Origin of the sequence: Moorena sp. SIO4A1 (assembly GCF_010672065.1) — a bacterium.
GTDB lineage: Bacteria > Cyanobacteriota > Cyanobacteriia > Cyanobacteriales > Coleofasciculaceae > Moorena.
In genome coordinates this window covers 32,895-52,633 of the sequence record NZ_JAAHHX010000039.1, presented here as the reverse complement: position 1 = coordinate 52,633, position 19,739 = coordinate 32,895, and the positions used below count along the sequence as shown (strand labels likewise).

Below are 19,739 nucleotides of genomic sequence, written 5' to 3'. Positions count from 1 at the left end.
ACTTAACCCGATGTTCGAGTTTGCTAACATAATCTCTATTATGATAGGATGCTTATTTTAAAATTATGCTCAATTTGAGCATAACTCAAGGGATAGAATAGATTCAGCACTTCGGGGCATCCCTTAGCATAACTGCAAGCGTCAGGGGTCTAGGGTGACTACGCTTCGGAAAACCGAACCACTGGCTATATACAATTTTAATCAAAATATCATCTATATATATAGTAGTTGAAATTCATTGAACGAGTTGACAGCATTCATCTTGAGGAGAATAAAGGACGCATGGGCAAGGTAGTCGGCATTGACCTGGGTACAACAAACTCCGTGGTGGCTGTCATCGAAGGCGGTAAGCCGGTGGTAATTGCTAATGCGGAAGGTATGCGCACAACTCCGTCAATGGTTGGCTTTAGTAAGGATGGGGAAAGGGTTGTAGGACAATTGGCACGCCGCCAAGCTGTGCTTAATCCCCAAAATACTTTCTATGGGGTGAAGCGGTATATTGGACGTAAGTATGCTGAACTGAATCCAGAGTCGAAGCGGGTTGCCTATACCATTCGCCGGGATGAAAGTGGTAATGTGAGAATTAAGTGCCCCCGCTTGAAAAAAGACTTTGCCCCAGAGGAAATTTCTGCGATGATTCTGCGGAAGTTGGCGGATGAGGCCAGCCGCTACCTGGGAGAGGAGGTAACAGGGACAGTAATAACAGTCCCGGCTTACTTTAATGATTCTCAACGGCAAGCCACACGAGATGCTGGACGAATTGCTGGGTTAGAGGTTCTGCGGATTCTTAATGAACCAACAGCAGCGTCTTTGGCTTATGGCTTGGATCTTGAGGCAAGTCAAACAATCCTAGTATTTGATTTGGGTGGGGGTACCTTTGATGTCTCTATCCTAGAGGTGGGGGATGGGGTGTGTGAAGTCCTATCCACCAGTGGTGATACTCAACTGGGGGGCAATGATTTTGATCGAAAAATTGTTGACTGGTTGGCAGAGCAATTTTTGGAATCAGAGGGAATTGATCTGCGACGCGATCGCCAAGCCCTACAACGGCTGACTGAAGCTGCAGAAAAAGCCAAGATCGAGCTGTCTGGGGTGGGTGTAACTGATATTAATTTGCCCTTTATCACAGCTACAGAAGATGGTCCAAAACACCTAGAAACTAGGCTGAAGCGCTCCCAGTTTGAAGAGCTATGTGTGGATCTAGTTAGTCGTTTGCGCAGACCCCTAAAACGAGCTTTCAAAGATGCTGGCTTAACTCCTATGGAAATCGATGAAGTGATCTTGGTAGGAGGGGGGACCCGCACCCCTATGGTACAACAATTGGTGCGCAGCTTAATCGATCGGGCACCAAATCAGAACGTTAATCCTGATGAGGTAGTGGCAGTAGGAGCTGCAATTCAAGGAGGAATTCTCAACAGTGAAGTCAAAGATATCCTATTGCTGGATGTAACCCCGTTGTCCTTGGGTTTGGAAACTATTGGTGGGGTGATGAAAAAATTAATCCCTCGCAACACGACTATCCCAGTCCGGCGGTCTGATATTTTTTCCACCTCCCAAAATAATCAGACTTTGGTGGAAATCCATGTGCTGCAAGGGGAACGGGATATGGCAACAGATAATAAGTCCTTGGGTCGGTTTAAGTTGACTGGTATTCCCCCAGCACCACGGGGAGTGCCCCAAATTCAGGTGGCTTTTGATATTGATGCCAATGGAATTTTGCAGGTATTGGCACTGGATAAAACTACTGGTCGAGAACAAAGCATTACCATTCAAGGGGCTTCTACCCTGAGTGAGGCGGAAGTCAACAAAATGATTCGTGAGGCAGAAGAATACGCCCAGGTTGACCGGGAACGAAGGGAACGAGTAGAAAAGCGCAATCGGGCAGAAAGTTTGGCTAATGAAGCGGAACGGCAACTGAGGGAGGTAGCCCTAGATTTTGGTAGACAGTTTGCTAGTGGTTATCGGCGTCAGATTGAAGGCTTAATTCAGGAGATGCGTCAATCCGTTGCCCAAAATGATGACCGGGCTATTGATCGGGCTCAAGGTGATCTACAAGATGCCCTCTATGAGCTCAAGCGAGAGGTACGGCTGCAATATGAGGAAGAAGAGGATGATGACTTCTTTGGCTCAATTCGTCGCACCTTTACCGGAGATAGTGACACAGACAGATATTCTCAACGGGATTACCGCCGGGGGGGGGACTCCTATGACTCCTATGGGGCTAGTTCATCGAGATCCAGTCGCGATCGCTATCGCAGAAATCCCCTTGAAAATGATTGGGATGAGGATGATGATTGGTTCTAAATTAGTCAATAGTTAGTTGTCAGTAGTCAGTAGCCACAACTAATTAGCAATTAGTGTTTAGGTAAAAGCAAACTGGGCTCTTCGCTTCAAAAAATACTGACAATTGACCATTAATCAAGAATAGATCAAAAAAGCGATGCAGCCCCTTAATACGGGGGTTTCCCCGATGAGGGAATGCATTAAGACACTGACAATGGACTAATGACCAATGACTAAGACCAATGACTATGCAAAACTATCGAGATTACTATGAAATGTTGGGTGTACCCACAGAGGCATCCAGCGAGGAAATTAAAAAGGCTTATCGGCGGTTAGCTCGACAGTATCACCCTGACCTGAATCCTGGAGATAAGACAGCAGAAGACAAGTTCAAGGATATTGGTGAGGCATATGAAGTTCTCTCTGACCCGAATAGGCGATCGCAGTACGACCAATTTAGTCGATATTGGCAGAAGAATTTTGGTAGAAAAGCGGCTAAAGCGGCTAGTTTGATTAAAAATGTAGGCTGGAACGGCAATGGTCGTGGTTCATACCAAGCAGAGGATTATGGCAATTACCGGGACTTTAACACCTTCGTTGATCAACTACTCGGACGCCGCTCTACTAGAAAGGCAACATCAACCCCACCTCCAGGGACTCGGGTAAGTTCCGACAGTGCGTTTCGACCAGGGAAAACTAAAACAGCCTACACGGTTAGTTCTCGTCTGAGACCTCAACCGAAATCCCAGCCTCAGCCTCAACCTTATCCCAAACCTCAACCTCAAGATATTGACGCTCGATTAACCCTACCTTTGGAAAAAGCCTATAAGGGGGGTCGAGAGCGAATTCGCCTAGAAGATGGACGGGGTTTAGAAATTGAGCTACCTGCTGGGATGGTAACCGGTGCCCTGGTGCGGCTCCAAGGTCAAGGTATTGATGGTGGATGTTTAAATTTAAAAATCACTGTGTCACCTCATCCCTTCTTTAAATTAGAGGAATTTGATGTGATTTGTGTAGTACCAGTAACGCCTGCTGAAGCAGTATTAGGTGACTTAATAGAAGTTCCCACCTTGGATGGTATAGTGCAAATTAATGTTCCTAGTGGGGTGAGGTCAGGACAAAAATTGCGCTTGGCCAATAAGGGTTATCCCAATCAAGAAGGGGTGCGAGGGGATCAGGTAGTAGAAATTCAGATTGTTGTGCCCACCGAAGTCACTGAGGAGGTCAGAGAACTGTACGAAAAACTACGGCAGATTGATAATTTTAATCCTCGCCAGGATTTACCGGTCTAGGAAAAAGGCTGACATCCAAGCATCCACAAGTATGGTTAGAGTCGATGCCTAGGTAGGGCTTGCTGAATAAGTCTGGGAAAAACAACCGATGAATTATTTAGTTATTTAAGCCTGAAGCAAAGATGAGTGTTTATTGTTGACAACTCCCATGATTATTTAATAATAATTGATGCCCAGGCGTTATTATTTTGTTTGAAAATGTTCTGTAGTGGCGTGGCAAGCTTAAAATAGTGCAATAGATTTTTGCTCCCCATCTTCCCACACTCCCCGCGCCCCCGCCCCACACTCCCCACACTCCCCCATCTGTTTCTAATGCATCAAATTAAGCTTGCCACGCCAGTAGGGTGCGTTAGGGATGGACTAGCCCTGATTTTCGCGGTAGCCAGTTTGGAACAGTCCGTCCGATTGTAACGGGCAAGATGCCCATTCCACCCACCGTGTTAAACAGCATGGATTGAGATGCACCCTGTGATCCCTTAATTGGGAGTAATTCTAGCGGTCTTAGTAAACGCGGATATTTAGGAAACTCATTAGAAACAATGGGATCACATAATAATATAGTAGTGTAAAATCTGATAGCGCTCAAATAATGATTAGCAATGCGATCGCTTAATAATGAATTGAGTATAGCGGGCTTAGTACAATTCGATAGGGCTAAAACTCTGATCAGTTATGCAATTGCAATTGGATAATTTTTATTAAAACTAGCGCTATAGTAAAACCCGATAAGTAGCAGGGTAAGCGCATCTTGTTGGGTAACCGGGGGTATTTCTCAATAAACCCGGTCTTATTGTGCTTATTGAGAATATACTTTCTATATATAGTTTTCATGCAATTCAATAAACACTATATGTAGAAATAAAAAAATTAGATGCGTTTACCCTGTTCTCTAGGCCAAGCAGCCCTAACAGAAGTACGAAACTAAATCAAACCCACCCTTGAATATATTGGTGACATTCTAGCTATGTTGTCACCCCCTTAGGCTTGAAATTATAAGCACCGATCCCATAATTAATTACCTACTCGCAATCTCTGCAACCCTTACATTGTAATGGTTTGAGTTTTTTGGAAATGTGTATAGCGGTTTTAAATTTGGTGAGGTACAGATTACCTGGTTTGATGGGACAGGTAAAAAATCCTGTGTACCTCATTAGGCTAAAAACCGCTATAATTAATTTTGTGTACCTGCTTAGCATAAAAATTCTAAATTAAGCAGATATGTAATTAAGGACTATAAATAGGTAGGTTGAATTATGGATGTATTCACGTGGCAGCGGTCTCTAAATGCTTATACAAACGGCTCTTCCGTACTTGTTATGCTAAATAAACAGTATGTAAGAGGGAACAGCGGATCTGGGAACAGCGGATCTGGGGTCAGAGGCCGTATAAAGGAAAATTTTGTTAGTTGAATAGCCTAAAAATCCTTATACAGTAAGCTTTATAAGTTTCTTAACTGGAAATTTAGCATACCAGGTACTGAAGAACCATACAAACAAAAACATGTTGAACAAAGATCAAACTTTGACTGAGGCCGCAGGTTTAGGTATTGCAGGAACTATTGTAATAGGAGATATAATGCAAAATTCTCCAGAATTGAAGAATATAATCAAAAATTTTAATGGTAATCCTAAACTTATTGCAAGAGTTGTCGCTAGACTCCTGGAAGAGCCTGAAATTGCTAATACAGTTGTGGATGTAAGTAATAATGATGAGTTTAAAAAAGGTGTAAGTAATCTTGATAATAAGTTACGCCAAAAATTTCGAAAAATTGGTTTATCTATGGCTAAACGTTATAATCAAATAATGACAAATTCACTAAAAATTGTTTTTGAAAATAATAATGATATGTTTAGTATGGAACACGATAATCTAAAAACTTTAGAGTATTATCTAAGGGATTTATTAGCCAATGCAAATAATTTTATTGAAAATTTTACTAACATAGGATCTGAAGTCCTACATGAGACAGGTGAAGTCACTATTGAAAATTTTTCTGAAATAGGAGAAGTCCGAGATGAGACAATTGAATTACTAGAAGATGCTGGTGAAGTCACTCCTGAAGTTATGGATTCTCTTGTGGGTTTCTTAGAGTGGATAGGAGAAATTATCTGAGGGGGTGACATGAGCCCTGAAAAGCTTACTAGATAAGGCTTTGATGCCAATGATCTTAGGGAAGATAAACTCCCAAATTGACCCTACGAATGATTTTCTGGAAGCTCAAGCCCTTATAACTACGTCTAAGGTCCCGTCCAAAACAGCATGTATCTTTTAGGTGCGACCCGTGGCGACTTTAATAATTAAACTAAATCCGGTTGTCATACCCCCCTCATATCAGCAGTTTTGCGATCGCATAGCGTGGCCGTAGGCCAATCGCATAAATTCGTGCTTCGCAAAATTTGTGCTTTGCTCAAGTCATGATTAGCAATTCGTTCGCGTAGCGTGGCCGTAGGCCAATCGCGTAATTTCCATTAAACCAATCGATAGCACAAAATTCGATAGTGGTAAAACTATCATCAGCAGTTCTGCGATCGCATAATTTTTAGTTAACTATAGCGCTATATTAAATTGTTCTAATTTGCTTTATGATCACAAATATGTAAAAAACACAACTTTTGCTTCCCCTACTCCCTACTCCCTACTCCCTACTCCCTACTCCCTACTCCCTACTCCCTACTCCCTACTCCCTACTCTCGACTCCCGACTCCCTTGACTCTCCATTAACAACTGGTATAATCCTCAATAACCTACCATAATCAAGAAACCAAAACTCTTTTGCCTGGGTCTGCGATAATCAAAGGCACCGGAGTTTTTCCCATTCTTGAAGCAAAACCCGTCACCATCGATGACGAAACTAATTATTCAAATCCCCTGCTACAACGAAGAAAACAGCCTAGGGATTACCCTTTCGGTGCTTCCCCGTCAACTGAGGGGTGTAGATACCGTTGAGTGGCTAATTATCAATGATGGCAGTACAGACCGCACCGTAGACGTAGCCCGCTCCTATGGCGTAGACCACATTGTCAATTTTAAACACAATCAGGGACTAGCCAAAGCTTTCATGGCAGGAATCGAAGCTTGCTTGAAAGCAGATGCGGACATTATTGTCAATACCGATGCGGATAATCAGTACTGCGCTGATGACATTCCCAAACTCATACAACCTATTATATCAGGTCGAGCCGAAATAGTGATCGGGGCGCGACCGATTCAGAAGATTAAGCACTTCTCCCCTATTAAAAAGTGTCTACAAAAATTCGGTAGTTGGGTAGTCCGAATTGCTAGCAATACTAATATCATTGATGCTCCCAGTGGATTCCGAGCCTTTAGCCGAGAAGCCGCCTTAAAGCTAAATGTCTTTAATGAATACACTTACACCCTAGAAACTATTATTCAAGCTGGACAAAAAGGCATCGCTATTACGTCTGTACCAATCCGCACCAATCGCTATTTACGCCCGTCCCGTCTAGTCAAGAGTATCAGTGCCTATGTTAAGCGATCGCTAATCACTATCCTGCGAATCTCCATGACCTACAACCCCCTGAGATTCTTTATCACCTTGGGGACAATTCCATTTACCCTAGGAACCTTACTGGGGATTCGTTGGTTAATCCTATACTTCGCTGGTACTCCCAAAGCTCACGTACCCAGCCTAGTTTTAGCTGCTATTCTGATTCTAATGGGCTTTCAACTGTGGATATTTGGTTTAGTGGCAGACCTAATGGCAGTCAATCGTCAACTTCTAGAAGACATCCAACTACGACTACGTCGATTGGAAGTTGACTCCAATCACACTCCCCATTTGCCATCAACCGGAAATCATCAACAGCGGGAAAACCGTGATGAGGGGGGAGAAGGAGAAGAATTTGTCAATAGTTTCTTGAATCGTTGAGACTCCCATTGTTATAGTTGGAAGCTCTTAAGACTACTTGTTATAGTGGGAAGCTCTTAAGACTACTTTTGGCTGAAAAGAATTAATCACTCTCGGACTCTCGGACTAACGCACTCAGCAGTAAATAATGACCAGAGACCTATTCGCCCGTCAAGCCCTAAACCAAATCCCTAAAATCCTTACCCTCCTAGACCGCAATCCCCACAGTCCCACCTACGGCTGCTTTGACCGTAACTTCTGGCACTATAAAATAATTGATTTTCCTAGTGGGATGGCACAGGAATTTGTCTGGCCCCTAGCACTAGCCTATCATACCCACTTGCCAGATAACCCGTTCTACCAGCAACCAGTAATTCTCGATTGGGTCGAAGCAGGGATACTTTTTGCTGCATCCAGTTCCCATCCCGATGGCTCCTGTGATGATTATTTCCCTTTTGAGCGTGCTGCTGGAGCCGCCGCCTTTTCTTTATTGGCTAGCATCGAAAGTTACAAAGCCATGGGACTCCATAACCCCATTGCCTTACAATTCTTTGAAAAACGAGCAGATTGGCTAGCCCATCACATGGAAAGTGGACAGCTCAGCAACCACCAAGCCTTGATTGTCTTATGTTTAGACCTGCTATCGGAACTGTTGCATACCAATCAATGGGATAGAGCGCGATCGCAAAGACTAGAGCAAGTATTATCCTGGCAAAGTCCCGAAGGTTGGTTTATAGAATACGAAGGCTGCGACCCAGGCTACCACACCTTAACGATTTCCTGTCTAGCCAGGATTTATCTGTTGAGATTAGACCCACGCCTAAAAGAAGCTCTGATCAAAGCTGTCGAATTAGCCGCACAATTCATCCATCCCGATGGTTCCTATGGCGGAGAATACACTAGCCGTAACACTTACAACTTTTTTCCCCATGGCTTTGAATTAGTAGGACGCTGGTTTCCAGAAGCCCTAGAGATTAATGACCGCTTCTTGGTGGGATTAGCTAATGGTCTTGGTCCCTGTTACGCCGATGATCACATTATTGGTCACCATACATGGAATTATCTCCTATCTTGGCGGGATTTTGTCAGCAACCGACCCAAACCAACTCCCCGTCGCAGTGGTCGCGTATGGTTGAAAGACGCCAACATCCTAATTGACCGCCGTCGAGGTACAGAACTTTATTTAGCTTTGAATAAAGGAGGCGTTTTTAAGATATTTCGAGACAATCAATTAATTGCTTCAGATACCCATTTTTCTATATTAGTACAAAACAGAGGTAAATTAAAAAATGCTGTTGGTCATCTGATTGATGACTATCAAGTTAAAGTCAGTGAAGATGAAATTCTGATTGAGGGAAACTTGGGATGGGCGAAACAGAAGCAAATGACTCCAATGAATTTACTAATTCTGCGGGGAGTGATGTTAACGATAGGACGCTTCTTTCCCAATTTAATTCGGAAATTATTGCAGAAATTATTAATTACTGGGAAAAAAGACGCTCCCTTCTGCTTTCGCCGATATTTTTATTGGCAAGGTGAGCGATGGTTAGTAATTGATGAATTACAAGCTAAGTCTTGGAAATCGGTACAAAGTGTCGGCATTGGTGGTGACCAGACATCGATTTATGTGGTCATGAGTCGTACTTTTCAAGCAGGACAATTACAAGCCTGGGTTGACCTAAGTGATGAGGTGCAAACCTTGGATGATTATGAATGGTTGAAGTTCGAGCAGCGTTTTTGAGATCAGATAACTGGGAAAATATTTTTGAGTGCCTCAGTGGTCAAGTGTTGTGTGATCAATGCTTATCCCAACTATAGCGCTATTAAATTTGTGGTGATTAGATCATGTCTTATCAAAAAAATGGCGTTGCTGATTCTGGGTATGGTTTTGCCCCCCTAACCCCCCAATTCTGGGGGGAATAAGACGTTCAAAGTCCCCCGAGCGAGCAATCCCTCGCTCGGGGGATTTAGGGGGCTTTAACAAAACCAGATGATTGCGCATTCATTCCTTAATTCAGCAACGCCAAAAAAATTAGGGCTATATTTAATCCTCCCCAACCAAATTATTATACCGCTATAGTTTTGATAGGCTCCTACTCTTAAGTAAAGATAGCGCTATTTAATTAAGAGTATCCTTTGCCTCCGCCGGTCAAGTAATAGCGCTATAGTAATTGGGTTCAATTCAAGCTACTAAATATAGCGCTAATCTAATCAGCTTACTAACTTCCTAAAACTATAACGATAGCCAAGATATTAAATTATGTAACAATTACCAAAAAATACTAGCACTATTTAAAAATTTGTGTTAACCTCAGATATAAACTATACAAGAGCGCTATAGTAAAGAGGAAAAGGCATGGTAGCAAAAGACATAGTGGAATTTTAGGAAGAATCTGAGGGTAATCTATATAGGCTAAGGTTTTTAGGTTAGTCTCTTTCGCGACTCAATCCGATCACAGAAACAGTTTCGATAGCAATGCCCACCTGCTGAGAGAGATGGTGTCAGCGTTTTGACAATGTCTTCAAATTGGTGCTATTTGGAATTTTATTCACAATTATAATTTAGCGCTGCCTTAGGCACTGCTTAATAGACCGGTTGTAAATCATAACATCACTAATTCTACAGAACTGCCCATAATTTTTATTAGATGATATGAACTATAAAAATTGGATGGAAAAATGGAGAAATCGAAATCTCTACTACTATAAAGACTTAGAAAAGTTTTTCCGCTTTTCAACACGTCCTGGCTATTCTGTCTTAGAGGTTGGTTCACGTTTGGGGTACTTATTAGCGGCTGTTAATCCAAGTTATGGCCTCGGAATTGATAGAAATTCCGAGGCCGTCGAAGATAGTCAGAAAAGTTTTCCAGGACTGGAGTTTCAGGTAGAGAATATAGAATATTTTCAACCCCTAGAGAAATTTGATTATATTTTATTGGCCAATACAATCAGCTACATAGAGGATATACAGAAGGCATTACATTCTATAGAAAAAGCCTGCCATAATAATAGCCGTTTGGTCATGACGTTTCAAAACCCTGTATGGGAACCTATTCTACAATTTGCCACCTTGATCGGGCAACGCATGCCCTTATCAGATCTCAACTGGTTGAGTCTGGAAGATATTCAAAATTTATTACAACTAACTGGTTTTGAAGTCCTTTATCACGGAAAAAGATTACTCTTTCCAAAGCGAGTGCCACTAATAAGCTATTTTATAAATCGGTTCCTAGCACCCTTGCCTTTTATCAACCAACTTTGTTTATGTGAGTATATTATTGCCAGATTACAGCCTAAAGATGCTGATGCTCAAACCCAAATTCAGCAAAGGACTTGTTCAGTGATTATTCCAGCACGAAACGAAGCAGGGAATATCGAAGCTTGCGTCACCCGGATGCCAAAATTGGGCCGACATACTGAAATCATCTTTGTAGAAGGAAACTCTAGAGATGACACCTGGTCAGAAATTCAACGGGTTCAGGAAAAGTACAAAGATCGATGGGATATAAAAGTTGCCCAACAATCAGGGATAGGCAAAGGAGACGCAGTTCGCCAAGGCTTTAACATGGCAACAGGAGACGTTTTTATTATCTTAGATTCCGATTTAACCGTTAAGCCAGAAGATTTAGTTTACTTTTTCGAGGCGATCGCTTCTGGATACTGTGAATTTGCTAACGGTTGCCGCCTCATCTACCCAGTAAATGCTACTACTATGCCCTGGTTGAACCGAATGGCTAACCGTTTCTTCGCCTGGCTACTATCCTATCTTCTTAATACTAAAATCAAAGACTCTCTCTGTGGAACCAAGGCAATTTCAAAAGAGAATTATTGCCGCATTGCGGAAAATCGGAGTTACTTTGGTGATTTTGACCCTTTTGGCGATTTTGATTTGTTATTCGGCGCTGCGAAGTTAGGATTAAAAATAAATGATATTCCCGTCCGTTATATGCCCAGAACCTATGGCGCTTCAAATATTCAGCACTTTAAGGAGGGGTTGGTACTTTTTAAAATGTGTGCTTATGCAGCCAAGAAGATAAAGTTTTCCTAATTATATAGCTGACTTCTGTGATTACTATGCTTAACTTATTAAGACTTCCTGAGTTATCTAAGATGACCAATCTAGATAATCCAAACAACATCCATGTATTAAGGGCAATAATTCAGCGCAAACCCTTTCTTATAAAAACTTATAATAGTTTTTATAATCAGTTATTAGTGAGAATTAAGACAATTCCACCAGATGGTAAAATTGTGGAGCTTGGTAGTGGTGCTAGTTTCTTAAAAGAATACAATTCTCAAATTATCACTTCAGATGTCTTACCCTATGATGGTGTTGATCTAGTTTTTTCTGCTTTAGATATGCCCTTTGAAGACAACGATCTTAGTGCCATCCTGATGATTGATGTATTGCACCATATTAAAGATTCGCGACAATTTTTTCGGGAAGCAGATCGTTGCCTTAAGCCTGGTGGAAAACTTGTCATGATCGAACCAGCAAATACTTGTTGGTCTAACTTTATTTATAAGAATTTTCACCATGAACCATTTAATCCACGGGGGTATTGGGGTTTTGAAGAAGGGGGACCATTGTCAGGAGCAAATATGGCTATTCCTTGGATTATTTTTAACCGAGATAGCGAACTTTTTCGGGAAGAATTTCCTCGTTTAAGAGTACGAAGTATAAAAAATCATACACCCTTAAGATATCTGATTAGTGGAGGATTGTCTATGAGACAACTTCTCCCATCAGCCCTTTTTAGTCTAGTGCAATTTATGGAATGGCTTCTATCACCCCTTAATCCTCACTTGGGAATGTTCATGACGATTGAACTAGAAAAAGTAATTTAAGTGATAGCTAATGCTTAAATTAATAATAAGGATAATTATATTAAAACAACTACGTTAATGCTTCTATGAACATCAGTCATTTCCGGCAGAAAGTATCTAAAAAAAAGCAATTTGTTTATTTATTTATTATCCCGGTTATCTTCGCTGTTATTTCTCTGATTATTAGACAGGAATTCGGTCCATATTGGCTTGGAATAAACTCTGATCCTGAGTATGCTTATCTCCTAAATTTTTTAAATATCATCCAATTCCAAACACCTGGTCATACCGATCATCCGGGCACTACTCTACAAGTTTTTGGTGCTATTGTTATTCAAATCACTTATTTTATTCAGTACCTGACGAATTCTGTTGTTTCTAATATTACAGAATCTGTACTGCAAAATCCTGAGTTTTATTTGATCACTGTCAACACCATCCTGCTTCTTATCATAACATCTTGCTTGTTGCTGGTGGGTTTAGTTGCTTTTGCATTCTCTCAGAATATTGCGTTGAGTTTACTATTACAGTTAGGACCTTTTTTGTGGACTCCCCTACAAGAATCCACCCGTGTGAGACCGGAAACCCTACTACTTTCTTTGACTCAAGTGTTGGTGATTCTGCTGCTATTTTATCTTTACTCAGAGAGAGCCCGATTGCCTAAATTTGCCCTAGCTATCGGTATAGTTTTGGGATTAGGGATATCCACAAAAGTCACATTTATCCCCATGATACTGGTGATTATGCTGCTTCCTGGTTGGTTTCAGAAAGGATTAGCAATTTTTACAACAATAGTCACGTTTTTTATTACAACATCTCCTATTTTTTCCCAATACCCTCGTCTTTTTAATTGGTTGACGTCGATTGCGACCCATACAGGACACTATGGCAGTGGTAATCCAGGTTTAGTTGATATTTCAAATTTACCAAGCACCTTTATTAACTTGATTCCCCAGGATAGATTTTTCTTTTATACTGTTGGCTTATCGGTATTAAATTTCTTCATTGTTACTGTTTGGTTTTGGTTGGCTAGACCGACCTTACAAAATTTCGATTTACAACACAAATACTCTCCTATCGTCCCCGTTCAAAAGCTTTATTTATTGTACTTATGTCTTTTGTTGATTATTGGGTTTCAAATAATGCTTACGTTAAAACACCCTGCTACTCATTATTTAATCCCATCTATGGGGTTATGTAGTCTGCTGATTTGGGTGCAAGTTACTCTATTTGAACAACAACTGACTACTCTTTTACAACCAAGTATTTATGCAAAACTAAGTCTACTTGTGTTAACGGTGTATGTGACAGCAAGTGCCGCAGTTACTTATCAGCTAATGTTACAGGATAAAAATAGTCATCAATCTTATAGGGGTGAAATTAAAACTATTAATCAGTTGATTAAGCAAAATTACAATAATTGTATTCACGTAAGATATTATCGGTCTAGCGATAGACAATATGCACTCAAGTTTGGTAACGATTTTGCTTCAAATCGGTTTTCTAAGGTCTTAGAATATAGTTTTCCTGATGGATTTTTCTACAATATCTGGTCTCGTAAATATGAATCTTTTAATCAAGAATTAGATTTAAGTAATCTTATAGAGAAGAATTGCATTATTTTTCAGGGTAGCCCCTTGAACGAAGCACATTATTCACAATTCATGCCAAGCACAACAATAGAAATAATTTTTGAGGGTCAGAGCGAAAGCCTTTACAAGCTAATACAAAAGCCCAATGACGAAATAAAGTAGGTGGGCAGCTAGGGCAAACCCATCTAATCCTCATAACCCAGCTTAGAAAAGAGTTTGACTAACCCTAATTATTAATTACTGGTAAAAAAGACGCTCCCTTCTGCTTTCGCCGATATTTTTATTGGCAAGGTGAGCGATGGTTAGTAATTGATGAGTTACAAGCTAAGTCTTGGAAATCGGTACAAAGTGTCGGAATTGGTGGAGACCAGACATCGATTTATGTGGTGATGAGTCGTACCTTTCAAGCAGGACAATTACAACCCTGGGTTGACCTAAGTGATGAGGTGCAAACCTTGGATGATTATGAATGGTTGAAGTTCGAGCAGCGTTTTTGAGATCAGGTAACTTGGAAAATAGTTCTGAGTGCCTCAGTGGTCAAGTGTTGTGTGATCAATGCTTATCCCAACTATAGCGCTATAAAATTTGTTGGTAATTAGATCACCTTTGCTGTGAAATTAATAGCGCTATATGAATTGGAACAATAAACATAGCGCTATATAAAACCACTAACAACACTGAATAAAGCTAGCGCGCTTATTAAGCTAACGGCCAAGATACTATAACGCTACATTAATTCATTAGCTAACACTCTGATGATTAAACTATAGCGCTATTTAATTTCTTGCCAATACTGTTTAAATCACCTGTCCCAAAAAGCAATAGCGCTATAGTAATTTGACTAATAAGATTAATCAAACTACATCAACGATCTAGTACTTTACTTCCCACTCTAAACTCAAACCTATAACACTATATAAACAACATAGTATTAAATTATGTAACATTTTTTACCAAAACACTAGCGCTATTTAAAAATCTGTGTTATATTAAAATCATGAACAAACAATAGCGCTAGACTAAAAGGCAAAGACATGGCAGCACAACAGATAACTACAATTGGAACCACTCAAGCAGCTTATCTTTTAGGAATTTGTGTCCAACGAGTTCGCCAACTCCTCAAAAGCGGCAGAATTAAAGGCGCTCAAAAAGTTGGCAGATTTTGGCAAATTCCCCTATTTAACGGCATGCCCAGAGTCATTCCTGGTAAGCGTGGACCAAAAGGAACCTGGAAAAAAGTTGCTCAAAAGGTGGCGACTTACATCCACGTCAACCAGCAAATTATTAAGGAAAATAGAAAATACGATACTTACAAGCCTGTCCTGACCGTCAAACAAGGCAACCGCAACACCTACGGTCATTATGTAGAAATCAAAGGCCCATCTCGCTTAGTTTATCAACCCAATTGTCCTAAGCATTGTGGGGCTACGGTGTGGCTAGAAGTTGACCCAGCTGTTGAAATTCTGACTAAAGTTTTTGGTTAGCATCAGATGTTGAAGGTTGTTCGCCTTTGGCGTTCCCCTAGGGTAGATTGAAGGTTGACCGTTGCCGGTTGCCTTTTGCCTTTTGCCTTTTGCTGCTAATCCATGAAACGACTAATCTCGATTGCCATCAGCCTAATCATCCTAGGGGTAATTTATACCAAAATTGACTTTCCCGAACTGATCGCTGTATTTAAAGAATGCGATCGCATGTGGATGGCGATTAGTCTGGGCATGGTGATTCCGATCACCCTGTTTACGGCTTGGCGACTGCAACAACTAATGCCGACGGGTTCCCAACTCCGATTTTGGGAAGCCAATCGCCTGATTTTAGCTGCCAGTACCCTGAATATGGTCTTGCCCTCCAAAATGGGAGATATTGCTAAAGCCTACTTTATGAAGCAGCGGGGTAATTTAGCTGGGAGCTTGTCGTTAGCCATCGTGATTTTCGAAAAAGCTTGTGACATGCTGTCTCTACTGCTATGGTGTGTCTTTGGTTTATTACTATATCCGGGCAAAAATGACTTCTTTTGGCTGATGACCGCTGGGATAATTTTCGGGTTAATTCTAGGGCTATTCCTGCTAAGCTCCCGCAAATTTGCCCATTTATTTTTCTTGCTGACAAAAAAAATTGCACCCAAAAAATTCCGCTCAAAGCTAGAAAAAATGCAAACTTCTTGGGGGGAAATGCACGGCTACTTCTGGCATGACCCCAAGCAGTTATTCAAAATTACCCTAACTTCAATTTTTATCTGGTTCTTACACTTATTGCAAATTTGGTTATTTATCCTCGCCCTCAACGCCTGGACACCCTTTTTAACCAATCTCGCTCTGTCCCCCCTAGCCATTTTAGCGGGATTGTTACCACTAACCTTTGCGGGGGTTGGCACCCGTGACGCTGCGCTAATTTTCTTCTACCAACCCTATTTTCCGGCTGCTACAGCTGCCGCCTTAGGGTTGCTGTGTACTTCCCGCTACCTACTTCCCGCCATTGGTGGATTACCCTTTCTAGGACAATATTTGACTACAGTGCGTAACTTGGGAAAAAAACCTTCTTAATTTGACTGTTGTCAAGGGGAGATGTATGTTAAATTTATTTAAATTCGGAGCAGTTTAGTTAATATTTTTTTAAACAACCGCTCAGGGATGGCACAATTCCCCAACAGCAAATACTATAGTCTGTAGCGGAAACCCATCCTTCAACAGGCAGCTAAAATGCTCAATAGTAATGGTCGTGAGGGAAAAAGGTGAGGCAACAATCTATGTTAATCAGTCGCAGAACTTTACCCCCTAGCTCTGGCAAGCGGGTCAAACCTAATCCAACGGTTCATAAAAACTTCACCAAGTGGAAAACTAGTTGGCAACCTACCAATCAGACACTAGCTGAGCCAATAATTGACCGTAAAAGAGTGGAAAAATCTCTCTTAGCAGTCCAACAGAGATATCGGTCTCTATTTGAAAACTCCACTGATGGTATCTTTAAAATTACCCCTGATGGTTACTATATAGCCTGCAACCCATCACTAGCTAGACTATATGGCTATGAATCACCTAACCAATTCCTCAGTCATGTAACTGGTGTTGGGGAGTACCTTCACAAAGATCCCCAGCGACGCTATCAATTCCTTGAACTACTGCACTTGAGGGGTTTGGTAGAGGATTTTGAATCCCAGGTCTATCGCCAAGACGGCACCCTAATGTGGATTTGCGAAAGTGCTTGGGCAGTGCGTGATGCTACTGGTTACATTCTATACTACGAAGGTTTTGTAAAAGATATTACTAAACAAAAATTAACTGAAGCAGCTTTACAAGCAGCACAAGCAAAATTAGAAGCCCAAAGCCAGGAACTGGAGAATGTCTTAAAGAAGCTGCAACTGGCTCAAGAGCAGTTAAAGCAAAGTGAAACAATGTCCACCTTAGGACAGTTATGCGCTGGTGTTGTTCACGAAATCAACAATCCACTTAACTTTATCTGTGGAAATGTGACTCCAGCAAGGGACTATAGCGAAGATTTATTAAGACTGTTGGGATTATATGTCAAACACTATCCCCAGCCTGTAGCCGAAATTCAACAGTACGCCGATGCAATTGACCTAGATTTCCTAATCCAAGATTTTCCCAAAGCCCTATCATCCATGGGATTAGGTGCAGAACGCTTGCAACAGATTGTGCAGTCAGTGCGCCACTTTTCCCGACAGCAGACCGATGAAAAGCAGCGCGTGAATATTCATCAAGGGATTGATAGTACTCTGACTATCCTCCATAATCGCTTAAAGCCCAAAGGAAACAATCCCGGGATTACCGTGACCAAGGACTATGGAAAACTCCCTTTAGTGGAGTGCTACTCTGGTCCAATCAACCAAGTGTTGATGAACCTGCTGTGCAATGCCATTGATGCTCTAGAAGAGGCACAGGTTAATAGGTTCTTTGTTAGAGGTTCTTCACCTGTTCAGGTAGACAGGTTTAAGGTTCGAGTTTCCCCTCAGTCTTCTGATTCCCCGCAAGGTGTAAATCAAAAGACACCAGCACTGCCTAATATCACCATTCGGACAGAATTTATAGGCAGCAATGGTGATCTTGGGGACAGTTCTGGTGGACAGGTCGTGATCAGAATCATCGATAATGGTCCGGGAATGACAGAAGAGGTTAAACAGAAGATATTTGAACCATTCTTCACCACCAAATCAATCGACAAGGGAACTGGCTTAGGGCTAGATATCTGCCGGAAAATCGTTGTTGAACAGCATGGCGGTCAAATCCTATGTACCTCTAATCCCGGTAAGGGAACAGAATTTGCGATCGCAATTCCTGTAGGTTCATATCATAAAGGCTTGCAGGCAAAACAGACGAACCAATCACCAATGACTAACGACCAATGACTAATGACTAATGACTAATTAAACTTTTGCCTCCAAAGACTTGAGATATTCAGTATTGACTCCCGATTCTCGGGTTAGGGCGATTTTGCCAGTCCGGGCAATTTCGCGGATACCAAACTTATTCAGCATTTGGGTCAGTGCTACCATTTTACCTGGGTCTCCCACAACTTCTAGAGTTAGTGACTCCTCAGATGTATCTACAACATGGGCACGAAACACGTGGGCTAATTCAATAATCTCGGAGCGGGTGGAACTAGTAGTGTTAACCTTTAGCAGCATCAACTCCCTTTCGACACAGGGAATTGTGGTAATATCCTGTACTTTGAGGACATTAATTAGCTTATAGAGTTGCTTAGTCAGCTGCTCAATGCTGCTGTCATCTCCAGGTACTACCATCGTAATTCGAGATATACCAACCTGCTCAGTTGGTCCAACGGCAAGACTTTCGATATTGAAGCCTCTACGGGCAAATAAACCAGCAATGCGAGTTAGAACACCGGCTTCATCTTCAACTAAAACGGAAAGGGTATGTTTCATAGTGTGACTTGGGAGTGGTGGGGGCGTGTGCTGCCTAAATTGCTATCAACGTGATTTATTGGTGAGACTGTTGAGTGGTTAAGTGTTGACTAGCCCGATACTTTTTAGCTACCAAAGTCTACCAAGATAGACTTTTGCCCGCCAATGCAAGATGCTTTCACATCCAGGGGGTATCTCCGCGCTTCTCTGACGGAATATCCCGCGAGCGCCATAAAAATGTCAAAAAAGCTGGTTCCACCGGGATAGAGAGCGCAACTATTAAACCCTTGGTTTTCGGCTTTAATTTAAGTTACATAATAATCCCTGTCGGTGTTACCATAATTTAATTCTAACAAATAATAAGAGTTTTTGGGAGACTCTGCGACATTTTCTCTAGCTGTTTACTAACCCTTTTTTAAGGGGGGATAAGGGATGAGCAACGGTTAACTGTTAAGTTTTTTGAAGCTAAGCGTCAACGGTCAACGGTAAACCAACTACCATTTTATCCAGGTTTTGAGTAACCAAGAACTCTAGTAACAGTGTGCTGTATCTAAAGATATATTTTTTCTGAAACTAGGCAGCTAATTGCCAAATTCCTCGGTAACATAAAAATCGATAAAAACTGATTGGAGTGAAACACAATATTTATGGGTTGGTTACAACGAATTTTTGGATTTGGAAGCCCAGAGGAAGCTGCCGCAGCTAGTACCCCTTCAGAAGATGCACCAGCAGGAGATGACATTCCCCCAGAACGACTGGGGTTAAATGGAGAATACGACCAAAGCGGCCTTGCCAAGCGAGTTGTTTGGGCTTTTGACCAAGACAACGACCTGGATGACGAGGAGAGGCTCTGGGTTGCTCAAACTGGCGGTAAAGTTGTGCTGAAAGGAGAAGTAGCTAGCCAGGAGGTTCTAGATAAGATGGTTGATGTTGCCTCAGGTGTAGATGGTTGCACGGAGGTTGACACTGATCAAGTGAGCGTCGGCTAATAGGGATTTTGG

The 19,739-nt window shown here is 41.6% G+C and carries 14 protein-coding genes; 13 read left to right on the top strand and 1 reads right to left on the bottom strand.

Annotation, left to right across the window (positions count from 1 at the left end):
- The first annotated feature begins 282 nt into the window (after positions 1–282).
- From dnaK to F6K53_RS23235, 12 genes are all read left to right on the top strand, one after another.
- Positions 283–2,304 (top strand): molecular chaperone DnaK, encoded by a 2,022-nt coding sequence (dnaK, locus tag F6K53_RS23290; protein WP_293037892.1) that lies wholly within the window; start codon positions 283–285, stop codon positions 2,302–2,304.
- A gap of 227 nt (positions 2,305–2,531) precedes the next feature.
- Positions 2,532–3,575: a DnaJ C-terminal domain-containing protein gene (locus tag F6K53_RS23285; protein ID WP_293069567.1), complete on the top strand. Its 1,044-nt coding sequence runs from the start codon at positions 2,532–2,534 to the stop codon at positions 3,573–3,575.
- A 1,500-nt stretch (positions 3,576–5,075) separates the two neighbouring features.
- Positions 5,076–5,687 (top strand): hypothetical protein, encoded by a 612-nt coding sequence (locus F6K53_RS23280; protein ID WP_293069541.1) that lies wholly within the window; start codon positions 5,076–5,078, stop codon positions 5,685–5,687.
- A gap of 500 nt (positions 5,688–6,187) precedes the next feature.
- The gene (locus tag F6K53_RS23275; RefSeq protein WP_293069543.1) at positions 6,188–6,328 is read left to right on the top strand and encodes a hypothetical protein; all 141 of its coding nucleotides are present in this window, start codon (positions 6,188–6,190) and stop codon (positions 6,326–6,328) included.
- A gap of 89 nt (positions 6,329–6,417) precedes the next feature.
- Positions 6,418–7,464: a glycosyltransferase family 2 protein gene (locus F6K53_RS23270; protein ID WP_293023494.1), complete on the top strand. Its 1,047-nt coding sequence runs from the start codon at positions 6,418–6,420 to the stop codon at positions 7,462–7,464.
- Positions 7,465–7,591: 127 nt separating this feature from the next.
- Positions 7,592–9,184: a hypothetical protein gene (locus F6K53_RS23265; protein ID WP_293069545.1), complete on the top strand. Its 1,593-nt coding sequence runs from the start codon at positions 7,592–7,594 to the stop codon at positions 9,182–9,184.
- 912 nt (positions 9,185–10,096) lie between these two features.
- Positions 10,097–11,491 carry a glycosyltransferase gene (locus F6K53_RS23260; RefSeq protein ID WP_075901089.1) on the top strand — a complete coding sequence of 465 codons (1,395 nt, stop codon included), beginning with the start codon at positions 10,097–10,099 and terminating at the stop codon, positions 11,489–11,491.
- Between the two features lie 62 nt (positions 11,492–11,553).
- Complete coding sequence (locus tag F6K53_RS23255; RefSeq protein ID WP_081431501.1) at positions 11,554–12,291, top strand: class I SAM-dependent methyltransferase; 738 nt, start codon at positions 11,554–11,556, stop codon at positions 12,289–12,291.
- Positions 12,292–12,356: 65 nt separating this feature from the next.
- Positions 12,357–14,024, top strand: a complete 1,668-nt coding sequence (locus F6K53_RS23250) for a hypothetical protein (protein WP_293069548.1) — start codon at positions 12,357–12,359, stop codon at positions 14,022–14,024.
- An 872-nt stretch (positions 14,025–14,896) separates the two neighbouring features.
- Positions 14,897–15,346: a helix-turn-helix domain-containing protein gene (locus F6K53_RS23245; protein ID WP_075901083.1), complete on the top strand. Its 450-nt coding sequence runs from the start codon at positions 14,897–14,899 to the stop codon at positions 15,344–15,346.
- A 102-nt stretch (positions 15,347–15,448) separates the two neighbouring features.
- The gene (locus F6K53_RS23240) at positions 15,449–16,402 is read left to right on the top strand and encodes a lysylphosphatidylglycerol synthase transmembrane domain-containing protein (protein WP_075901081.1); all 954 of its coding nucleotides are present in this window, start codon (positions 15,449–15,451) and stop codon (positions 16,400–16,402) included.
- A 203-nt stretch (positions 16,403–16,605) separates the two neighbouring features.
- Entirely contained in the window at positions 16,606–18,222 is a 1,617-nt protein-coding gene (locus F6K53_RS23235; RefSeq protein ID WP_293023475.1) for an ATP-binding protein, read from the top strand.
- Positions 18,223–18,240: 18 nt separating this feature from the next.
- Here F6K53_RS23235 and ilvN read toward each other — a convergent pair whose 3' ends face one another.
- Positions 18,241–18,759, bottom strand: coding sequence for an acetolactate synthase small subunit (gene ilvN / locus F6K53_RS23230; RefSeq protein WP_293037858.1), 519 nt, complete (start codon positions 18,757–18,759; stop codon positions 18,241–18,243).
- A 626-nt stretch (positions 18,760–19,385) separates the two neighbouring features.
- Between ilvN and F6K53_RS23225 the strand changes: the two genes are divergently transcribed.
- The gene (locus F6K53_RS23225) at positions 19,386–19,727 is read left to right on the top strand and encodes a BON domain-containing protein (RefSeq protein ID WP_293082337.1); all 342 of its coding nucleotides are present in this window, start codon (positions 19,386–19,388) and stop codon (positions 19,725–19,727) included.
- Positions 19,728–19,739: the final 12 nt, after the last annotated feature.

Bases quoted from the DNA above. Each gene is read 5' to 3' on its own strand.
- dnaK (WP_293037892.1), top strand. From the start codon at position 283: ATGGGCAAGGTAGTCGGCATTGACCTGGGTACAACAAACTCCGTGGTG.
- F6K53_RS23285 (WP_293069567.1), top strand. From the start codon at position 2,532: ATGCAAAACTATCGAGATTACTATGAAATGTTGGGTGTACCCACAGAG.
- F6K53_RS23280 (WP_293069541.1), top strand. From the start codon at position 5,076: ATGTTGAACAAAGATCAAACTTTGACTGAGGCCGCAGGTTTAGGTATT.
- F6K53_RS23270 (WP_293023494.1), top strand. From the start codon at position 6,418: ATGACGAAACTAATTATTCAAATCCCCTGCTACAACGAAGAAAACAGC.
- F6K53_RS23265 (WP_293069545.1), top strand. From the start codon at position 7,592: ATGACCAGAGACCTATTCGCCCGTCAAGCCCTAAACCAAATCCCTAAA.
- F6K53_RS23260 (WP_075901089.1), top strand. From the start codon at position 10,097: ATGAACTATAAAAATTGGATGGAAAAATGGAGAAATCGAAATCTCTAC.
- F6K53_RS23255 (WP_081431501.1), top strand. From the start codon at position 11,554: ATGACCAATCTAGATAATCCAAACAACATCCATGTATTAAGGGCAATA.
- F6K53_RS23250 (WP_293069548.1), top strand. From the start codon at position 12,357: ATGAACATCAGTCATTTCCGGCAGAAAGTATCTAAAAAAAAGCAATTT.
- F6K53_RS23245 (WP_075901083.1), top strand. From the start codon at position 14,897: ATGGCAGCACAACAGATAACTACAATTGGAACCACTCAAGCAGCTTAT.
- F6K53_RS23240 (WP_075901081.1), top strand. From the start codon at position 15,449: ATGAAACGACTAATCTCGATTGCCATCAGCCTAATCATCCTAGGGGTA.
- F6K53_RS23235 (WP_293023475.1), top strand. From the start codon at position 16,606: ATGTTAATCAGTCGCAGAACTTTACCCCCTAGCTCTGGCAAGCGGGTC.
- ilvN (WP_293037858.1), bottom strand. From the start codon at position 18,759: ATGAAACATACCCTTTCCGTTTTAGTTGAAGATGAAGCCGGTGTTCTA.
- F6K53_RS23225 (WP_293082337.1), top strand. From the start codon at position 19,386: ATGGGTTGGTTACAACGAATTTTTGGATTTGGAAGCCCAGAGGAAGCT.